Source organism: Serratia surfactantfaciens, from assembly GCF_001642805.2.
Taxonomy (GTDB): domain Bacteria; phylum Pseudomonadota; class Gammaproteobacteria; order Enterobacterales; family Enterobacteriaceae; genus Serratia; species Serratia surfactantfaciens.
Window position 1 is genome coordinate 2,753,332 of the sequence record NZ_CP016948.1, and the last position, 17,408, is coordinate 2,770,739.

Sequence of the window (17,408 nt, forward strand, 5' to 3'; positions counted from 1 at the left end):
AAAGCTTTGCTTGCCGACAACATTGAATTACTCACCCGAAGTTCCACACCACCTCTTTACAACCTCCATTAAATCAGCATCTTGAGTAGCATCATTCGACCACCCACTTGCGAATTTAATATCATTAGAATTGGGTAATCTATCAGGTGATAATTCTCTAATTCTAATCCTGCTTGGAAGTGCTGCGGCCTCCCCAACAAAAATAGCCTCTCGTCTTGTAAGGGCAGATAACATTTTAGTTAAACCGCTTAAACTGTCAGGCAAGAACCTAGATACATGCTCTTGATCACTTGAATTCGACAATCTAAGTACTATCCAAGAGTTACATTGGGAGAGAACAGTACTTTCAACATCGGATGGTCTCTGTGAAATAAGCCCCAGACCTAATCCATATTTACGCCCTTCTTTTGCAATACGTCGAATAGCATCTTGAGCCTCTTTATATTGAGCTTCACCATGATTTGGCACGTAGCGGTGCGCTTCTTCGCAGATAAATAATATGGGATCTTTCTCTCTTTCATCCCTCGTTTGCCAGAGTTTGTATTGAAAAAGAAGACGGGATATTAATGCAGTTAATGGTCCTGCCACCTCATTTGGCAGCCCTGATATATCTATAATGCGAATATCTTTTCCATTTGCTTCACCGACAAACTGTGCCAATATATCCTGTAGTTTTGGAGAGTCAGCTTCACTATATTCTTTTAGCAAAAAACTAAGTTGGGGATTTGAGCGAAGGACTTTTAGCTTTTTAAGTATGTTATCTATTTTATCACGCCCCGATGATGCAGCTAGTTTTTCCTGTTTCCCTTCTTTGCGACCTTGCACCTTGTCTATGTGCTTAACAAACTGTGTCAATTTGAATGGAACGGGTTTGTCTCTATCAAAATTCAAAACCTGTTCTTCATTTACACCATCAACAAATGCGGCTTCTAATCCGCCGTTTGGTTCAGCGCCTACATCTTGCACGTAGCCAGCCTCTAGCAATCTAGAATAGGTGATTGCTTCATAAACAATATTATTTTGAGAGGTAGCTTCGTGTTCTGTTTTACCAATAATTAACGAGCGTAATTCATCACTGGACATCAGCCAATAAGGCAATTTCAATAACTCAGCATCATCCTCTGCTGCAGATGCGTCATTATACGCACGAAATACTTTTGCCCTGTTTCCAAAAGCGCTAGCATATTCACCATGGGGATCAATCATGACAATTTTTGGCTTTAATGTGGTGTCTCCAGGTCGATGATCTAGAACAGAGTGTAAAATTGATGCCACTGTTCCAGATTTTCCTGAACCTGTAGACCCTAATATCGCAAAGTGATGCCCAAACAATTTATCAATATTTGCTCTACATACTGCATTGTTGCCACCAATGTAATTCCCAATTGGAACCATGGGTGTAATTGCTTCATCTTGAGCATTTGATTCTGCTGCGTTATAAACAGCCTCTAGTTCATCGTTTAAGCAAATATAGGCACTTTGTAATGGCAAAGGGTAAGTTTCAACACCACGAGAAAATTCAAGTCGATTATTTTTGTTAGACCATACTCCCTGACCAAAGAGGTCAACCTCTAAGATACGAGCATCATCTGCTGCGTTAATTAGTTTGTTGATATCTTCAGTAATCAACTCAGATCTCATTTTAAGAGACCGAACAAAAGCAAATAGCAACTTCCTACCAAAATGTACTTTAATGATACTGCCCATTTGTCCTACAGGATAAACTTGTCCGTCAACAGCACGAATAAGCTCATTAACGCCCTCATCAATCTCTATGCGTAAATTATTGCCAGACACCTCAATAATTTTCCCTACCTTTAGTTCTTTCCGTGATTGAAAAATATTACTCATGGAATATCTCCTGTGCTGATGAACTGCGTTAAGCCATCAAAACGCCACCATGTATATTTGCTATTATCAGACTCAGCCAAAGGAATTATTGAATTATGGTAAATACCTAATTCACCTGCAACATACACTCTAGAGTTAATTTTCGGACATTTCAGCCAAGCGTCTAAAGTCTTATTAATAACGATTCCATTTTTTGGTGACTCTTTAATAAATACAATCACCGTCGTTTGATTAGATTCACTTCGCAATGCGCTTTCAATCTCAGCATTAATATGGTCATCACCAAAACTATAACCACAAGTAATCAATGTATTTTGCTGCCCACTCATTAGGGTTTTTCTTAAACCCAAAAATAAACTAGCAAACGGGTCTTTTTGTGTTTCAATATATTTTGTTGCCTGAGGGTAAATCATTATATTTGCGGGGTTTGACAAATATTTAGTTCCATATCTCGCACGCACCAGGCCTAAGTCATCATCTCTGTGCCAATCTATCGAACCATGTAATTTATATAGATGGTATGTATTTGAATCCAAAGCTGCATTCGAGAATTCATTTTCTGCATTCCAAAAACCTACAGCTCCACCTGAAAAACCATCACATACTATTTTTTTATGTAGAGCTAAGGCATCCTCGAGCAAAGTATCATAATTAGTAGTGAAAAATGTAGTTTTTGAACGTTGTTCTAGGTTCAATTTACTAATCAATAATGCCTTTATAAATTTACAATGAGGCTCAATTTCAACTATTGGGTTTGCTGCGCTCCCAATCTCCTCCTCTATCGTGTGTTCAGCATTGGCAGCGACGTAACCGTATCTGACTATCCCGCCGATAGCCTTGATAATTTCTAGATACAGTTTCCTTAACTCCTCACCGGTATAACGGTTAGCGCCAATATATGCAGACTGGCTCCTTGAACGATCCGCAATAGCTAAAAGATCACCCAAATGGCTCAAGTAGTGTTCAACATGGCAGTCATCAGATAGATCTGCTTTTAAAGCAGCCAAAATTTCTTTTTCTTTATCCCCGGAATCTTCTTCGATAATTCTTTCAACGCGGCTGGTCAATGGATACATTAAAGGTATTTTTGAGCCAAAACTTATACCAGCACCAAAAAGCCAACTTTGTCTACTTTGAGAACTTAAAAGCTGCTTTATGTTTTCTAACCTCTTATCAAATTCTTCCATAATTCCCCCTCAATTCATTGCGACTAGAATACTTAATTAGGCGCATACGTGAGTATATTTAACACTTATTCAACGGTTCGTCCCGTAATTAAGTACAGACCAACTTTTTTGTGCGTTTAATGTACAGGACACTACATTAACCATTTCAAAATTACAACTACTTATCGGTACAGTTGATACCTGTGCTAGCGACAAAAAATCAACCCGACTTATACGCAATAGCAGCATCTAGATACAAAAACGAGGAACATTGAAGGCATTAATAAATTGGCAAGGGAGTAAGGGATGTCCACGCATGGCACAAAGTAGTCATTGATACCTAACTTCGGCCACGTGAAGCACCTTATCAAATTCACCGCCAACAAAATATAGCCACATAAAAATCATTTAATCCGTAATTAATAAATAAATGAATTATTAATTTCGTTTCCATTCCGTTATTTTCCCACCCCCAACTCCCTCCCCCCCAACTCCCCCCTATAGTGGCGAGTATCAATGCCGCATTGCTGATGGGCTGCGTCATGGTGATCGTTTCGCTTAACGGTGTGTTCTCCGCCATGTTCGGCCTGGGCCGATAACGCAAGGAAAGACGGTGTCGAAAGCCAATCCCAATGCCACTATCGTGGATATCGCTCGCCGCGCCAGGGTGACCAATATCACCGTTTCCCGCGCCTTCAATAAGCCCGAGCTGGTCAAGCCGGAAACCCGCGAGCGCATTCACGCCATCGCCAAAGAGCTGAACTATGTGCCCAACGCCTTCGCGCAGGGGCTGAAAAGCAGCAGCAGCCAGATTATCGGCATCGTTACCAGCAGCATGTACAACCCGTTCTATTCCGGCCTGATCAAGACCGTGTCGCGCATTGCGCGTCAGCAGGGTTATCAGATCATGCTGTTCGACACCGACGGCAGCGAAGAGGCGGAAATGCGCGCCATTCAGGCGCTGTTCGGCTACAAGGCGCGCGGCATCCTGCTGTCGGCGGTGCGCGACGACAAGCGCTACCGCCCCGCCTATCTCGAGCTGGCCGAGGTGTACAGCGTGCCGCTGATCCTGATCGACCGCGATCTTTACGATCAGCAGCTGAGCGGCGTGTTCCTCGATAACCGCGAAATTGGCGTTTTGGCCGGGCGTTATCTGGCGGAGCAGCCGGAGCAGAAGCTGCTGATTATCGGCGGCCCGGCGGATTCGGAAATTACGCTAACACGCACCGCCGGCATCGTCGCGGCCTTGCAGGGCAGCGGGCGTGAGATTCATATCATCAACGGAGACTACGATTTCACCTCGCAAGAGAGCGAGGTGCGCACCTATCTGGCGCAGCCGGAGAACCGCCCGGATTACATCATCGGCCTGAATGGCATCATCACGCTGGGCGCCATCGCCATCTGCCACGAGATGGGGCTTTATCAGCAGGTGAAATTCTTCTCGATCGACGAACCGCCGCGCGCCGGTGCTTACGGCCTGCACATTCCGGGGGTGTATCACGATACGCAGAAACTGGGGGAGATCGCCGCGGAGCTGCTGTTCAGCGCCATTCACAGCCCACGCGGCGAGCTGCCGGTGCGCAGAGAGTTCTTCACCGGCTCGCTGTTGAATCGCTGACGGGCGCTATTGCCCGTAGTAGGCGTGTTTGCCGTGCTTGCGCAGGAAATGTTTGTCCAATAGCTCCGGCTGCATCGGGGCGATGGCCGGCGCCAGCTGGCGCGTCGCCATCGCCATGATCGCCACCTCTTCCAGCACCACCGCGTTGTGCACCGCATCCGCCGCGTCCTTGCCCCAGGCAAACGGGCCGTGGGAGTAAACCAGCACTCCCGGCACCTGCTGCGGATCGCGCCCCGTCTGATTGAAGGTCTCGATGATCACCTTGCCGGTTTCCCCCTCGTAGTCGCCGGCGATCTCCGCCTCGCTCATCGGCCGGGTGCAGGGAATGTCGCCGTAAAAGTAGTCGGCGTGGGTGGTGCCCAGCGCCGGGATCGGCTGCCCGGCCTGCGCCCAGATGGTGGCGTTGCGGCTGTGGGTGTGCACCACGCCGCCGATATCAGCGAAGGCGCGGTACAGCGCCAGGTGGGTGGCGGTATCGGATGAGGGTTTACGGTGCCCTTCGCGCACCTTGCCCTCCAGATCCACCACCACCAGATCCGCCAGCGTCATCGCCTCGTAGGCGATGCCCGAAGGCTTGATCACCACCAGCCCGCGCTCGCGATCGATCGCCGAGACGTTGCCCCAGGTAAAGGTCACCAGCCCGTATGCCGGCAGGCTGAGGTTAGCGGCCAGCACCTGCCGCTTGAGTTCGTTCAGCATGCGATGCCTCCCCCATTCATTTGTTGTTCGATCCAGGCCTTGGCCTGGGCGATGCGTTGCTTGTCCTGCCCGTCTTCGCGCGCCCACATCTCCAGCAGGTAGGGGCCGCGATAGCCGAGCGCGTTGAGCACGGAAAAGGCGTGGGCGAAATCCACGCAACCCTCGCCGAACGGCACGTCGCGGAACTGCCCGGCGCTGCCTGGCCCCACCGCCACGGTGTCTTTGAGGTGCACGGCGGTGATGCTGCCGATGCCCTGCGCCAGCTCGGCGGCGACGTCGTTGCCCCAGGCGCTGAGGTTGCCGAGATCGGGATACACCGTGAACCACGGGCTGTTGACGTGGCGGGCGATGTCGCGCCATTTGCTGATGCTGTTGATGAACGGCGTGTCCATCACCTCTACCGACAGCATCACCTGCGCCCTGGCGGCCTGCGTCGCCGCCCACTGCATGCCCTCGATAAAGCGTTCGCGGCTGTGGCGATCGGCCGGTTCGTAATAGACGTCGTAGCCCGCCAGCTGGATGTTGCGGATGCCGAGATCCGTCGCCAGTTCCAGCGCCTTGCTCATCAGCACCCGCGCCCGTTCGCGGGTGGCGGCGTCGGCGCTGCCGAACGGATCGCGCCGGTGCGCCGACAGGCACAGGCTCGGTACCGTCACCCCGCTGTCGAGCCGCGCCTGGATAAACGCCAGCCGCTGGCGGCGATCCCAGTCCAGCCGCTGTTGGCGCGCCGGCTGTTCGTCGATCGACATCTCCACGAACTCAAAGCCCAGCTCGGCGGCGGTGGCCAGCCGCTGCGGCCAGTCCAGATCGGCGGGCAGCGCCTTTTCATACAGCCCCAGACAGGCGGCGTTAGTCGTTTGCATCAGTCACCTCACTCAAAGCCTGGGCGACCGCCAGATAGCGCGCCTGCTGGGCGCGCAGGCGCCGGTGGGCGGCGGTCGCGGGATAATAACAACGCAGTTTGGGCGGCGCGGCGGCGATCGCTTCGGCGAACCCGGCGTACTCCCCGGCGCCGACGGCGGCGCACAAGGCGGCGGCGCGGCAGCCGCTCTGGCGCGTTTCCACCACCTCGAGCGGCAGGTTGCCGGCGTCGGCGTACATCTGCATCCACACCTCGGACTGCGTCGGCCCGCCGGTCATGCGCACCCGCTCGATGCGCGGGTTCAGCTGCACCATGCGTTCCTGATGGATCAGGTGCGAGAACACGATGCCCTGGTAGATCGCCTGCACCACGTCCGCCATCTCGTGGTGGGCGCTCAGGCCGATCAGCCCGCCCGGCGTGTTGCCGCCGAGGTTGGAGCCGTACAGATAAGGCAGGAACAGCAGCCCGCTGGGCTGCTCGCGGCGCTCGGCCACCCAGGCGTTGAACTGGGCGTAACGCTGCCGGTCGTCGGCGCAGAACTGGCGCAGGAACCAGGCCAGGTTGCCGGCCGAGGTCGGGCTGCCTTCGTGCACGAAATAGCGGCCGTCGATGCAATAGCGCCCCCAGGCGTAGGGGTAATCGGCGGGAATGATGCGCTCGGTCACGCAGGTGGCGATCGACCAAGTGCCCGCCACCGCGCTGAGCGTGCGATCGTCGGCCACGCCGGAGCTGAGCGCCGCGCCCACCACGTCGAACAGGCCGCCGTACACCGCAGTGCCCGCTCGCAGGCCGCACTGCGCCGCCGCAGCGGCCGTCACCCGCCCGGCCAGCTGCGCCGAGCCGATCACCGGCGCGGTCTTCTCCTGCGCCTCTTCAATGCCGAAGGCCGCCATCAGCGCCGGATCGTAAGCGCCGCTGTGCTGATTGAACAGGTTACTGCCGGAGATGTTGGTCACTTCGGCCGCCGCCTCGCCGGTGAGGCGAAAGCGCAGGTAGTCGTGCGCCATCAGGATGCGATCGACGGCGGCGTACTGCGCCGGTTGCCGCTGCTTCAGCCAGCGCAACAGCAGCGCCGGGTGGCTGGGCCACAGCGGCTGCAGGCTGCGCGGGTAGCTCTGCGCGTCCACGCCGGCGCGGCGCAGCTCAGCCACTGTTGCCGCCGCGCGGTTGTCCGAAGAGAGGATGCCGTTGCCGACCGGTTTACCGTGGCGGTCGATGGCGTACAGCCCTTTGCCGTGCGCCGAAAAGCTGACGCCGCGCACCTGCCCGGCTTCCAACCCCGCCGCATGCAGCGTCTGGTGGATCGCCGCGCACACGTCATCCCACAGCGCATCCATATTGCGTTCGCTGAAGCCCGGCTGGGCGGCAATCGCCGCGCCGTCGCGTTCGGCGATCGCCAGCTCTTCGCCGCTTGCCCGGTACAGCCCGGCCTTGATCACCGTGCCGCCGACGTCTATGCCAAGAAAGACTGCCATCGCGCCTCCTATTTGCGCCGCACGGAGCTGAGGTAGATGGCGGCCAGGATGATGCCGCCCTTCACCACGTTCTGGATATACGGCGATACGTTCATCAGATTGAGGCCGTTGTTGAGCACCCCGAGCATCATCGCCCCCACCAGCGTGCCGACGATGGCGCCGCGCCCGCCGGAGATCGCCGCCCCGCCCAGCACTACGGCAGCGATGGCGTCCAGCTCGAAGCCTTCGCCGGCGTTGGGCTGCCCGCTCATCAGGCGCGAGGTCAGCACCAGCCCGGCCAGCGCGGCGGTCAGGCCGCTGATCACGTAGACCAGCATCTTGTAGCGCGGCACGCGGATGCCGCTCAGGCGCGCCGCCTCTTCGTTGCCGCCCATCGCGTAGACGTAGCGGCCGAACGGCAGCTGGTTGAGCATCAGCCAGGCCAGCAGGTACACGCCGAGCATGATCAGGATCGGCACCTGAATGCCCAGCACCGTGCCGCGGCCGAAGAAGGAGAAGACGTCGGGCAGGCCGGAGATCGGGTAGCCGCCGGTATAGAGCAGCGCCAGGCCGCGGGCGATGCCCATCGACGCCAGAGTGACGATGATCGGCGGCATGCGCAGGTAGGCGATGCAGGCGCCGTTGGCCAGGCCGAACAGCGCGCCGAGCGCCAGCGCGGCCACCATCGCCAGCGGGATGGGCACCGCCGCCAGCATCAGCCCGGCGGCGACCGAGCCGGCCAGCGCCATCACCGGCCCCACCGAGAGATCGATGCCGCCGGTCAGGATGGCGCAGGTCATGCCCACCGCGATGATGGCGTTGATCGACACCTGGCGCGCTACGTTGGTCAGGTTGTTGACGCTGAGGAAGCTGTCGTTCAGCAGGCTCATCAGCACGAACAGGACAGCGAAGCCGATAAACGGCAAAACCGCCGGGTGATGCAGCAGTTTTTCCCAGCGCTTGCCGAGGCTGGGGCCGGCGGCGCGGCGCGCCACGGCGGGTTGTTCAATTCCGATCATAAGGCACTCCCGGTCGCGTGAAGCATGATGTGGTTGGATTCGATGTCGTCGCCGGTCAGCTCGGCGACGATGTGGCCGCCGCGAAACACCAGCACGCGGTCGCACACGCCGATGATCTCCGGCAGTTCGGAGGAAATCATGATGATGGAGATGCCCTGCTGGGTCAGTTGCTGCATCAGCTGGTAGATCTCGGCCTTGGCGCCCACGTCGATGCCGCGCGTCGGCTCGTCGAAGATCAGGATGTTGCAGTCGTTGTTGAGCCAGCGGGCGATCACCACTTTCTGCTGGTTGCCGCCGCTCAGGGTGCTGACGGCGGTCTCGGCGTCCGGGGTTTTCACCCCCACGGCGCGGATCAGCCGCTGCACCACGTCGCGATCCTTGCGGGCGCTGACGAAGATCTTGCTGCGCCGGTGGTGTCGGTTGAGGGTGATGTTCTGCGCCACCGAAAACGGCAGCACCAGGCCCTCGGTTTTGCGGCTCTCCGGCAGCAGGCCGATGCCCTGCGCCAGCGCCTGCGCCGGGGAGCGCAGCGCCGCCGGTTGGCCGCCGAGGCTGACGCGTTTGCGGTGGCAGCGGCTGGCGCCGATCAGCGCCGAGACGGTCTCGGTGCGCCCGGAGCCCACCAGCCCGGCGAAACCGAGGATCTCGCCCTTGTGCAGGTGGAAGCGGTCGGTCGCGCCGTGCTTCTCGCGCTGGATCTCCGCCTCCAGCAGCACCGTCGCGGTATCGACCGGGTGCTGTTTCACCGGGAAGGCGTTCTCGATTTTGCGTCCGACCATCAGCCGCACCAGCTCCTCCACGTTGGTGTCACCGGTGGCCAGCGTTTCTATGTAGCTGCCGTCGCGCAGCACGGTGATGCGATCGCAGATGGTGAAAATCTCGTCCAGGTGGTGCGAGATAAACACCATGCCGACGCCCAGCAGCCGCAGATCGTTCATCACGCTGAACAGGTGCTCGGCCTCGCCCGGCGTCAGCGTGGCGGTCGGTTCGTCCAGCACCAGCACCCGCGCCTCCAGCGACAGCGCCTTGGCGATCTCAACGAACTGCTGCTGCGCCACGCTCAGCTGCTCCACCGGGCAATCGAGATCGATAGCCACCGTCAGCCGCTTGAAGATCGCCTCGGCCTTGCGCCGCATTGCCCGCCGATCCAGCAGGCCCCAGCGGTTCCTGATCTCCCGGTTGAGGAAGATGTTGTCGATGGCGCTCATGTAGGGAATCAACGAGAATTCCTGAAAAATAATGCCGACCCCGGCCTCGATCGCCTGGCGATAGTTGTTAAAGCGGCGCTGCTCGCCGTCGATAAAAATATCGCCCTCGTCCGGCTGATGGATGCCGCACATGATTTTCACCAGCGTCGATTTGCCGGCGCCGTTTTCACCCAGCAAGGCGTGCACCTCGCCGCGTTGAATGGCCAGGTCGATGCCGTCCAGCGCCTTCACGCCGGGAAAGCTCTTTTTTATTCGCTTCAGTTCCAGTAAAGGTGTCACCGCATTACCCTCCGCACCGAACGCCCCGCCGCAGCGGGGCGAACCTGCCGCTGTTACCAGCTAAAGCCGGCCGCATTGCTGCGGTCGATCAGCTTCACTTTGACCGGCACGGTTTTCGGCACCGTGGCACCCCAGTAGCGGGCCAGCGCGATGCCGAGCGCGATGCGCAGCTGGTCACGCGGGAACTGCGCCGAGGTGGCGATAAACGGCGAATTCGGCTTGAGGATCTCTTTGATGGCTTCCGGCTGGCCGTCGACGCTCACCAGCTTGACCTTGGCGCCGTTGCTTTCGATCGCCGCCAGGGCGCCGAGCGCGCCGACGTCGTTGACGCTGAAGATGCCCGCCAGATCCGGCGCCGACTGCAGCATGTTTTCGGTGACGGTCAGCGCGGTGTCGCGTTCCTGCTTGCCGTTTTGTTTGGTGACGATCTTGATGTCGGGGTATTTCTTCATCGCCGCCTCAAAGCCGCGTACGCGCTCCAGGATCGGCACCACTGGGATGCCGTCGAGGATCGCCACCTTGCCTTTGCCGCCCAGCGCTTTCGCCAGGTATTCACCCGCCTGGAAGCCGGCGTCGTAGTTTTCCGAGCCGACGAACGAGTCGAGCGGCCCTTCCGCCTGCGCGTCGATCGCCACCACCACCGCGCCGGCCTTATGGGCGGAGATCACCGCCGACTGCACCCCCACCGAATCGGTCGGGTTGATCAGCAGGATGTCCACCTTCTTCTGCAGCATGTCTTCCACGTCGCCGATCTGTTTGGCGACGTCATGGCGCGCATCGGCCACGTACACCTTGGCGCCGATATCCGCCGCCGCCTGATCCAGCGCCTGCTTCATGGTGACGAAGTAGTCGTTGTTCATTTCCTGGAACGACATACCGATAGTGATTTGCTTGGCCAGCGCCCCATGGCTGGCCGCCAACATTCCACCGGCGACGATAAAAGGCAGGGTCTTTTTGAATAATGAAAACATAGCCAATTCTCCTGTAGGGAAGCTTCTTGTTGTGGTTATCAGAGCAACAGCATGTCTTTACGTTTGGCCGACCGGCCGGCCCCCCATTGCGAGCGGGCCGGCGATCGTGACTGCAACAGCGGTACGGCGGGAGGGTCATGGAACCAGGATCACCTTGATGGAGTCGGTCGAGTCCGCCAGGGCGAAGGCTTCGTCCCAGTCGTTCAATGAATAGCTGTGGGTGACCACGCCGTTGGAGGTCACCAGCCCGCGCTCGAACAGATCGATGGCGATCTCATAGCTGTAGGGCGCCAGGTGCGCGCCGCGAATGTCCAGCTCCTTGCGATCGCCGATGATCGACCAGTCGACGGTGGTTTCCTTGCCGAACACGCTGAACTCCACGAAGCGGCCCAGCTTGCGGATCATCTGCAGCCCCTGGGTGACGCCGATCGGCGCGCCGGTGGCCTCGATGTAGACGTCGCAGCCGTAGCCGCCGGTCAGCGATTTGACGATCTGGTCGGCGTCTTCCTTCAGCGGGTTGATCACCACGTCGGCGCCAAACTCCTTCGCCAGCGCCAGCCGCTCGTCGATGGCGTCGATCACGATCAGTTTCTTCGGCGTCTTCAGGCGTGCCACCTGCACCATGCACAGCCCAAGCGGCCCGGCGCCGGCCAGCACCACCACGTCGTCCAGCTGAATGTCGCCGCGCGCCACGGTGTGGATGGCGCAGGCCATCGGTTCGATCAAGACCGCGTCTTCATGGCTCAGGCTTTCCGGGATCTTGTGCACGATGGCGTTCTCGGAAAAGCGCATGTATTCCGCCATACCGCCTTCCGCCACGTCTTTCTGGAAGCCGTAAATGTTGTGCGTCTCACACATCCAGTAGCTGCCGGATTTGCAGTAACGGCACTCCCAGCACGGTACGATCTGCTCAGCGATCACCCGCTCGCCGATCCGGTATTTGCCTTCCGCGCCCTCGCCCAGCGCGGCGATGCGGCCGTAGAACTCGTGCCCCGGCACCACCGGCGGTTTGACCCACGGATTCTCTCCCCAAAACATCTGCGCGCCGTTCTTGCACTTGCAGTCGCCGGCGCAGATGCCGCAGCCTTCCACCTTGATCACCAGCTCGCGCGCCTTCGGCAGCGGCGTGGGCACCTGTTCGAAACGATAATCCTGCGGGCCGTGGCAAACGACCGCGCGCATTTTTTCCGGCAACTGACTCATCCACTCCTCCAATACACTCGTTAAATACTTGAAAAATCTAAATGTTGACGTTGTCATTTTTATCTAACAAAAAACAAAAAACGCTATAAAGTGATAAATTTCAATTGATTAATCATCAAATATCCAGGAAAACTCAAAATGACAACGTGAACATAGAGCGACATATAACCAAAGCTGCAAAAATAATTATTTGAGCAAAATCACATATCGTTAACATTGCGGCTAAAAATGCTACAAATGCGGATCGCGATCCCATTTACGGGATCGGCGATCCAGGCAGATCCGCTAAATCAGCAGGCGCACGCGATCGTAGATCTGGCGATCCTCCGGCCGCGACGATCGCACCTGCTGGCGCAGGGTGCGCACCAGCGTGTCGATAAACGCATGGGCGGCGGCGCTCAGAATGCTGTTGCGCCGGGTGACGATATTCAGCTGCGCCGGTTGGCAGCTCTCCCGCAGCGCCAGCGGCTGTACGCGGGAGGCGAACTGCGGCAGCGCGGCGATCGGCCGCGGGCACCAGGTACACATCTCGGCAGACTCCACCAACGCTTGCAGCATGCCGAACGAATGCGCCTGGATAATGCGCTGGCGCGGCAGGCGCGCGCCGTGGCGGTGGAACACCTCGTCGAGCAGCGCATCGAAACTTTCCTGGGTATAGCTCATCACCCAATCCTGCTCCAGCAGCTGATGCAGCGAGGTGCTGTGCGCCAGCGGGTGGCCGCGCCGCACCATGTACGCCGTTTCATACTCCAGCAGCGGCTCGCAGTGAAACTCCTGCGGCGCCGACGACGCCGGCAGCGGCGTGATGGCGAAATCCATCGTGCCCTCGCGCAGCTGCGACTGGGCGTTGGCCATCAGGCTTTCCGACAGTTCCAGCCGCACCGCCGGCATCTTGCCGCGAAACGCCATCACCGCCGGCGGCAGCACCGTCAGCATCAGCCAGGGGGTAATCGCCGCCTTGACCAGATCCGCCGCACTCCCGCGCAGCGCCGCCATTTCGCCCTGCGCCTGCTCCAGTTGGTTGAGCACCAGCCGCGCGTGCGCCAGCAAGGTTTTGCCGTAAGGGGTAAAGCCCAGCCCGGTCGGCGTGCGGATCAGCAGCGGCAGCGCCTGCTCCTGTTCCAGTTCGCGCAGCGCGCGGGTCACCGCCGCCTGCGACAGCCCCAGATGCCGCGCCGCCGCGCGAATGCTGCCGCTGTCGGCGCTGGCCACCAGCGCCTGCAGTTGATGCAGTTTCATGTTCACCTCCTGACAATCACAGGTTGTCAGCATAACCGAACGGCGGCTACCCGACAAAAACGGAGTTTGCTAGTCTCGATACCAACCTCTCTGCCCCGTTTACCGCCCGTTAGCCGGGGCCCTTTGCCGGAGATCGTGATGATGCATTCACTGATACTGCCTGATATCGCCGCCGTTCATGATGAGATGGTCGCCCTTCGCCGCCACCTTCACGCCCACCCGGAATTGGGATTCCAGGAGTTCGCCACCTCGGATCTGGTGGCGCGGCGGCTGGAGGAATGGGGTTACCGCGTCACGCGCGGCGTAGGACAAACCGGCGTTGTCGCCACACTGCAGCGCGGGCCGGGAAAATCGCTCGGCATTCGCGCCGACATGGACGCCCTGCCGATCGCCGAAACCACCGAGCTGCCTTACGCCAGCACCCATTCCGGGGTGATGCACGCCTGCGGCCACGACGGGCACACCGCCATGCTGCTGGCGGCGGCGCGCTATCTGGCGCAGCAGCCGAACTTTTGCGGCACCCTGCACCTGATTTTCCAGCCGGCGGAAGAAGGCGGCGGCGGCGCCAGAGTGATGATCGAAGACGGCCTGTTTGAGCGCTTCCCCTGCGACGCGGTGTTCGCCATGCACAACGTGCCCGGCTTCCCCACCGGTCACCTGGGCTTCGCCAGCGGCCCCTTGATGTGCTCGGCCGACACGGTGCACATCACCCTGCACGGCCACGGCGGCCACGGCGCGGTGCCGCAGAGCACCGTCGATCCAGTGGTGGCCTGCGCGGCCATCGTCATGAGCCTGCAAACCATCGTGGCGCGCAATATCGATCCGCAGGAAACGGCGATCGTCACCGTGGGGGCGATGCAGGCCGGTCAGGCCGCCAACGTGATCCCGGCGACCGCCACCCTGACGCTCAGCGTGCGCGCGCTGACGGCGGCGGTGCGCGCGCGGCTGGAGCAGCGCATCACCGAGCTGGTCACGGCGCAGGCCGCCAGCTTCGGCGCCCGCGCGGAGATCGACTACCAACACGGCTATCCGGTGCTGGTGAACCACCCGGCAGAAACCGAGCTGGCGCGCGCCGTGGCGCTGGAGTGGGCCGGAGAGGGCCGGGTGATCCCCACGCTGCGGCCGTTCACCGCCAGCGAAGATTTCGCCTTTATGCTGGAGAAGTGCCCGGGCAGTTACATCTCAATCGGCAACGGCCCCGCCACGCCGGGCAATGCCCTGCACAACCCCGGCTATGACTTCAATGACGACAGTCTGTCGCTGGGCGCCACCTACTGGGTCAAATTGGTCGAGCGCTTTTTGGCTCGCCCTGCGGTTTAATCGCCAACGCTGAGGAAATGACATGAAAACCATCAAAGGGCTGTTGTTGTTGCTGCCGCTGGCCGCGAGTTTTCCCGCGCTGAGCGGTGAATTCAGCGGCAAAGTGATCAAGTTGGGCATCGATCCCACCTTTCCGCCGCTGGAATATAAAAACCCGCAGGGCAAGCTGACCGGCTTCGGCGTCGATATCGCCCAGGCGCTGTGCGACCAGATGCAAGCCAGGTGCGTGTGGGTGGAAAGCAGCTGGGACGGCATGATCCCCGGCCTGCAGGCAAAGAAGTTCGACGCTATCGCCTCGTCGATGACCATCACGCCGCAGCGCCGGCAGCAGATCGCATTCTCCAGCAAAGTCTCGAACGCCCCGGCGCGGCTGGTGGCGCATAAGGGCAGCAACCTGCAGCCGACCGCCGCCTCGCTGAAGGGCAAATCCGTCGGCGTGCAGCAAGGCTCCAGCCAGGAGGCCTACGCCAACGCGCTGTGGCGCCCGGCCGGCGTTAACGTGGTCGCCTACCAAAGCCAGCAGGAGGTGAACGAAGATCTGGCCAACGGCCGCCTGGATGCGTCGCTGCTGGCCAGCGTCAGCGCCAGCGAATTCTTCAAAACGCCCGGCGGCAAAGACTTCGCCTTCATCGGCGCCGAGCTGACCGACAGCAAATACTTCGGCGTCGGCGACGGCATCGGGGTGCGCAAAGAGGATACCGCGCTGCTTAACGCCTTCAACGACGCGCTGCAGGCGATCCGCGTCAACGGCACTTACAAGAAAATCAACGACAAGTATTTCGACTTCGACATGTACGGCGCGGAGCAGTAACAAGCGTTCCCCCGTGGTCACCTGCCGATCAGGCAGGATGGGGAGGCGCCTTCGGCCGCCGGGGAACGCCCCAACGAAAACGGCAGTGTTAGCAGGTGGGATAGCGATACGGGCCAGGCAGGACGCCCGGCCCGATAAGGCGATTTACTTCACTTCGCCCATTGCCTTCAGCTTTTTGGAGAGCTCGCGGCGTTCTTTGGACAGATCGGCATTTTTGATGATGTAGTCATCAACGCGATCTTCGTAGTCGCTGCGCATGTTGGCGATGATGCCCTGAATGTCTTCAATGCTCATGCCGGGCTTGATGTACTCACTCAGGTTGTCGAGCAGCAGCACGCGCTTCTGGTTATCACGAATTTTCTTTTCGTTGTCGACGATCTCGCGTTGCAGTTTGTTTTTGCGGCGGAACATACGCACAAACTCCAGCACGTCCTGGAAACTCGGCTTATTTGCATTATCCATCTTTATACCCTTGCTTTAGTAATACACAGATTCATTTGCTTACGGCCACATGGCACCAAGATACAGGTTTGTGGCGGTCCGGCACAACAGTGATTGCCTTATCTTACCCACTTTGCCCCGGCGGCCAAAACCCAAAGCGCCACCTTCATGATCTGACCCCTTATTCACGCCCGGCGGCGGTGCAAACCTGGAGCAGATCCCCTAACTCTTCCAGCTGTTGCGCCAGCTCCATGCTGAGCCAGACATAGCCGTAAATCGGCGCTTCGCCGTGCTGGCCGAGGCTAACCTCCTGCATCAGCGTTTTCAGCTCGCCGGCGATCTCCGCCAACTGCCCCGCCGCCGCCTGCCGCTGCGCCTGAGGCCCTTCGCGCATCAGCAGCGCCAGCGATTCCAGCGAGCTCAACGTCAGCAATTGGGTGCTGCGCAGCGTGCGAGCGTTCAGCATGATGAAGTGCGTTTCGCGCGAGGCCCAGTAGGCGTCGGCCATCAGCTCCAGCGTGCACACCAGATTGCGGCTGAGGGTTTGCACCGCTTCGAACACCGTTTTGGGAATGCGGGTTTCCTTACTGGCGGGCACGATCAGGCTGCGCAGCTTCACCACCTGATTCAACAAATCCTTGAGCTGCGGCTCCAGCCGCGGCCGCTCAATGACGTTCGGTGAAAAATAGGCGCCGTAGATGCGGGCGGCGGTTTGCAGGCAGTCCGCCATTTGCATGCGCCACAGAATGTAGGCGCGTTGCGGGTAGATGCTGGTAAACAGCAGCGCCAGCAGCGAACCGAAAATCACATCGCCGCTGCGCCACAGCGCGGTGTGCATGTCGCCGGCGCCCGCGCCGCACACCACCGCCAGCGTGATCCCCACCAGCAGCGCCATATAGGGCCGTTTGCCGAGCGTCAGGTAACCGCAGACGAACATCACCACGCCGCACCATGCCAGCATCAGCGGCAGCGAATAGAGCTCGAGGTACAGGGCGATCAGGCCGGAAACAGCGCCGAACACCGTGCCGGCGATGCGTTGCAGCGCCCGCTGCAGCACGTTGCCCCAAAACGAGATCGGCCCCATCACCACCACCAGGGTGATCAACGGCCAGGTGCCTTCAGGCACCGCCAGCAGGCGGATCAGCAGAAAAGTCAGGATAAACGCCAGCCCGATGCGCACGCCGTGGACGACGCGATAATGGCGATAGGTCAGCAGCTCAAGGGAAGAGATTTTTCGATCGAGGCGCACGATGCCTCCGATAAGTAC

The 17,408-nt window shown here is 58.8% G+C and carries 15 protein-coding genes; 3 read left to right on the top strand and 12 right to left on the bottom strand.

The annotated features are described in order from the left end of the window. Positions 1 to 27: 27 nt before the first annotated feature. Positions 28 to 1,851 (bottom strand): ATP-binding protein, encoded by a 1,824-nt coding sequence (locus ATE40_RS24250; protein ID WP_071892017.1) that lies wholly within the window; start codon positions 1,849 to 1,851, stop codon positions 28 to 30. Next, the gene (locus tag ATE40_RS24255; protein WP_071892020.1) at positions 1,848 to 3,038 is read right to left on the bottom strand and encodes an SIR2 family NAD-dependent protein deacylase; all 1,191 of its coding nucleotides are present in this window, start codon (positions 3,036 to 3,038) and stop codon (positions 1,848 to 1,850) included. Before ATE40_RS24255 ends, ATE40_RS24250 begins: the two co-directional genes overlap by 4 nt. Positions 3,039 to 3,630: 592 nt before the next feature. Here ATE40_RS24255 and ATE40_RS12975 point away from each other — a divergent pair. Next, entirely contained in the window at positions 3,631 to 4,635 is a 1,005-nt protein-coding gene (locus ATE40_RS12975) for a LacI family DNA-binding transcriptional regulator (protein WP_063919718.1), read from the top strand. A gap of 6 nt (positions 4,636 to 4,641) precedes the next feature. Here ATE40_RS12975 and araD read toward each other — a convergent pair whose 3' ends face one another. The 8 genes from araD to ATE40_RS13015 all read right to left on the bottom strand — a co-directional run bounded on the left by araD (position 4,642) and on the right by ATE40_RS13015 (position 13,569). Then, positions 4,642 to 5,334: an L-ribulose-5-phosphate 4-epimerase gene (gene araD, locus ATE40_RS12980; RefSeq protein WP_063919719.1), complete on the bottom strand. Its 693-nt coding sequence runs from the start codon at positions 5,332 to 5,334 to the stop codon at positions 4,642 to 4,644. Then, the gene (locus tag ATE40_RS12985; RefSeq protein ID WP_063919720.1) at positions 5,328 to 6,197 is read right to left on the bottom strand and encodes an L-ribulose-5-phosphate 3-epimerase; all 870 of its coding nucleotides are present in this window, start codon (positions 6,195 to 6,197) and stop codon (positions 5,328 to 5,330) included. The genes araD and ATE40_RS12985 overlap by 7 nt, the downstream gene beginning before the upstream one ends. Then, positions 6,184 to 7,671 carry an FGGY-family carbohydrate kinase gene (locus tag ATE40_RS12990; protein WP_063919721.1) on the bottom strand — a complete coding sequence of 496 codons (1,488 nt, stop codon included), beginning with the start codon at positions 7,669 to 7,671 and terminating at the stop codon, positions 6,184 to 6,186. The genes ATE40_RS12985 and ATE40_RS12990 overlap by 14 nt, the downstream gene beginning before the upstream one ends. 8 nt (positions 7,672 to 7,679) lie before the next feature. Then, positions 7,680 to 8,669, bottom strand: a complete 990-nt coding sequence (locus tag ATE40_RS12995) for an ABC transporter permease (RefSeq protein WP_015378500.1) — start codon at positions 8,667 to 8,669, stop codon at positions 7,680 to 7,682. Next, entirely contained in the window at positions 8,666 to 10,156 is a 1,491-nt protein-coding gene (locus tag ATE40_RS13000; protein WP_063919722.1) for a sugar ABC transporter ATP-binding protein, read from the bottom strand. The genes ATE40_RS12995 and ATE40_RS13000 overlap by 4 nt, the downstream gene beginning before the upstream one ends. A 53-nt stretch (positions 10,157 to 10,209) precedes the next feature. Then, positions 10,210 to 11,127, bottom strand: a complete 918-nt coding sequence (locus ATE40_RS13005; RefSeq protein ID WP_015378502.1) for an ABC transporter substrate-binding protein — start codon at positions 11,125 to 11,127, stop codon at positions 10,210 to 10,212. A gap of 135 nt (positions 11,128 to 11,262) precedes the next feature. Continuing rightward, positions 11,263 to 12,330: an erythritol/L-threitol dehydrogenase gene (locus ATE40_RS13010; protein ID WP_016927009.1), complete on the bottom strand. Its 1,068-nt coding sequence runs from the start codon at positions 12,328 to 12,330 to the stop codon at positions 11,263 to 11,265. 285 nt (positions 12,331 to 12,615) lie between these two features. Further along, a complete protein-coding gene (locus ATE40_RS13015) occupies positions 12,616 to 13,569 on the bottom strand; it encodes a LysR family transcriptional regulator (protein ID WP_063919723.1) in 954 nt (317 codons plus the stop codon). A 138-nt stretch (positions 13,570 to 13,707) separates the two neighbouring features. Here ATE40_RS13015 and ATE40_RS13020 point away from each other — a divergent pair, with 138 nt between their 5' ends. Beyond that, entirely contained in the window at positions 13,708 to 14,889 is a 1,182-nt protein-coding gene (locus ATE40_RS13020; protein WP_063919724.1) for a M20 aminoacylase family protein, read from the top strand. A 22-nt stretch (positions 14,890 to 14,911) separates the two neighbouring features. Beyond that, positions 14,912 to 15,700 (top strand): ABC transporter substrate-binding protein, encoded by a 789-nt coding sequence (locus tag ATE40_RS13025; protein ID WP_019453594.1) that lies wholly within the window; start codon positions 14,912 to 14,914, stop codon positions 15,698 to 15,700. 144 nt (positions 15,701 to 15,844) lie between these two features. Here the strand turns inward: ATE40_RS13025 and tmaR are convergent, their stop codons facing one another. Together tmaR and ATE40_RS13035 are read right to left on the bottom strand one after the other, a co-directional pair. Continuing rightward, positions 15,845 to 16,162 (bottom strand): PTS system regulator TmaR, encoded by a 318-nt coding sequence (tmaR, locus tag ATE40_RS13030; RefSeq protein WP_004935612.1) that lies wholly within the window; start codon positions 16,160 to 16,162, stop codon positions 15,845 to 15,847. Between the two features lie 160 nt (positions 16,163 to 16,322). After that, positions 16,323 to 17,390 (bottom strand): FUSC family protein, encoded by a 1,068-nt coding sequence (locus tag ATE40_RS13035; protein ID WP_019453595.1) that lies wholly within the window; start codon positions 17,388 to 17,390, stop codon positions 16,323 to 16,325. Between the last annotated feature and the right edge of the window lie 18 nt (positions 17,391 to 17,408).

Bases quoted from the DNA above. Each gene is read 5' to 3' on its own strand.
- ATE40_RS24250 (WP_071892017.1), bottom strand. From the start codon at position 1,851: ATGAGTAATATTTTTCAATCACGGAAAGAACTAAAGGTAGGGAAAATT.
- ATE40_RS24255 (WP_071892020.1), bottom strand. From the start codon at position 3,038: ATGGAAGAATTTGATAAGAGGTTAGAAAACATAAAGCAGCTTTTAAGT.
- araD (WP_063919719.1), bottom strand. From the start codon at position 5,334: ATGCTGAACGAACTCAAGCGGCAGGTGCTGGCCGCTAACCTCAGCCTG.
- ATE40_RS12985 (WP_063919720.1), bottom strand. From the start codon at position 6,197: ATGCAAACGACTAACGCCGCCTGTCTGGGGCTGTATGAAAAGGCGCTG.
- ATE40_RS12990 (WP_063919721.1), bottom strand. From the start codon at position 7,671: ATGGCAGTCTTTCTTGGCATAGACGTCGGCGGCACGGTGATCAAGGCC.
- ATE40_RS12995 (WP_015378500.1), bottom strand. From the start codon at position 8,669: ATGATCGGAATTGAACAACCCGCCGTGGCGCGCCGCGCCGCCGGCCCC.
- ATE40_RS13005 (WP_015378502.1), bottom strand. From the start codon at position 11,127: ATGTTTTCATTATTCAAAAAGACCCTGCCTTTTATCGTCGCCGGTGGA.
- ATE40_RS13010 (WP_016927009.1), bottom strand. From the start codon at position 12,330: ATGAGTCAGTTGCCGGAAAAAATGCGCGCGGTCGTTTGCCACGGCCCG.
- ATE40_RS13015 (WP_063919723.1), bottom strand. From the start codon at position 13,569: ATGAAACTGCATCAACTGCAGGCGCTGGTGGCCAGCGCCGACAGCGGC.
- ATE40_RS13020 (WP_063919724.1), top strand. From the start codon at position 13,708: ATGATGCATTCACTGATACTGCCTGATATCGCCGCCGTTCATGATGAG.
- ATE40_RS13025 (WP_019453594.1), top strand. From the start codon at position 14,912: ATGAAAACCATCAAAGGGCTGTTGTTGTTGCTGCCGCTGGCCGCGAGT.
- tmaR (WP_004935612.1), bottom strand. From the start codon at position 16,162: ATGGATAATGCAAATAAGCCGAGTTTCCAGGACGTGCTGGAGTTTGTG.